The following is a 1,735-nucleotide window of genomic DNA, read 5'->3' on the forward strand; positions in this document are numbered from 1 at the left end:
TATGACCTTGACAAGGTGAAAGAAAGGATCCTTGAGTTTTTAAGTGTTATGAAGCTCAAAAAGGGAGAGATGAAAGGCCCTATCCTCTGCTTTGTCGGTCCTCCCGGTGTCGGCAAGACCTCGCTGGGGAAATCGATAGCCCGTGCCCTGGGGAGGAAGTTTTCACGGATCTCCCTCGGCGGCATGAAGGATGAGGCCGAGATCAGGGGACACAGGAGAACCTATGTCGGTTCCATGCCTGGCAGGATCATTCAGAGCATAAAGCAGGCCGGAACGAACAACCCGGTCTTCATGATGGACGAGATAGACAAGATAGGGAACGATTTCCGGGGCGATCCGGCAAGCGCGCTGCTGGAGGTCCTCGATCCCGAGCAGAATAATTCATTCAGCGATCACTATCTGAACGTTCCCTTTGATCTCTCAAGGGTTATGTTCATTACAACGGCAAACCGGGTAGATACGATCCCCGCAGCATTAAAAGACAGGATGGAGACGATCTATATATCGGGTTACACCGACCGGGAGAAGCTCAAGATAGTGAAGCAATACCTTATCCCCAAGCAGTTAAAAGAAAATGGTCTCAATGGGAGGATGCTGGGATTTGCAGACCACGCCCTCTTAAAAATAATACAGGAATATACACGGGAAGCGGGATTAAGGAACCTCGAAAGAGAGATTGCTGCCATAGGAAGAAAGATCGCGCGGAAGATCGCGGGAGGGGATAAAGAAAAGGCGACGATTACGGTGAGGAACCTCCAGTCATACCTTGGACCTTCCAAGTTCCTGCCGGAAACGATGCATGAAGAAGATGTCATAGGGGTGGCGAGTGGCCTTGCATGGACAGAATTCGGCGGCGATGTACTCTATGTCGAGGCTTCGTGCAGAAAGGGCAAAAAGGAACTTACCCTCACAGGCAGCATGGGTGATGTGATGAAGGAGTCTGTCCAGGCGGCGCTGACATATATAAAATCGAAGGCAGATACCCTGGATATTGCAAAAGATACCTTCGACGACCTTGAGATGCACGTCCATGTCCCCCAGGGCGCTATCCCGAAGGATGGTCCTTCAGCAGGGATCACCATGGGCGTGGCCATGATAAGCGCTATTACAAAAAGGCCTGTTGACCGCAAGATTGCCATGACAGGGGAAATAACCCTGACGGGCCGGGTGCTCCCTATCGGCGGCCTCAAGGAAAAGACCCTTGCAGCCTTGAGGAACCAGATGGATGAGATTATTATCCCCGGGGAAAACACCCACGAACTCGCCGAGATCCCGGGATATGTGAAGAAAAGGATGAAATTCCACTCAGTGAGGAACATGGACGAGGTAATAGCAATAATTTTCGGCAAGAAACCGAATAAACGCCGCAAGGGGTAAGGGGAGAAGGGCAGCTCATAGCTGACAGCTCATAGTAAGAACTTAGTAGGCAGTAAGCAGTAGGAGTGGGCAGTGAATACAAAAATCAGGTTGAGGTTGAGGAGAACCAGAGTTTGCTTGACCTTAGCCTTAGCCTTAACCTGCTTTTTTGCTGATCGCTGGGTGGTGGTTATATGAAAGAGGCTTCTTTTTACGAGAAACGTGAAGAAAAGGCTGTCTGGTGTAAGCTCTGCAGGCATCACTGCGTCATCGGACCCGGAAAAAGAGGGATCTGCGGCGTAAGGGAGAACAGGGACGGCATATTATACTCCCTCGTTTACGGCATTCCCTGTTCGTACCATGTAGACCCGATCGAAAA

The 1,735-nt window shown here is 50.5% G+C and carries 2 protein-coding genes; both read left to right on the forward strand.

Annotated features, from left to right (window positions below; all coding sequences use genetic code 11):
* A partial coding sequence (gene lon / locus PHU49_00940; GenBank protein MDD5242555.1) for an endopeptidase La occupies positions 1-1,377 on the forward strand: 1,377 nt, incomplete at its 5' end.
* Between the two features lie 173 nt (positions 1,378-1,550).
* The coding region (locus PHU49_00945; GenBank protein MDD5242556.1) for a hypothetical protein at positions 1,551-1,735 on the forward strand (185 nt) is incomplete at its 3' end.

The organism is Syntrophorhabdaceae bacterium (assembly GCA_028713955.1).
Lineage (GTDB): Bacteria > Desulfobacterota > Syntrophorhabdia > Syntrophorhabdales > Syntrophorhabdaceae > UBA5609.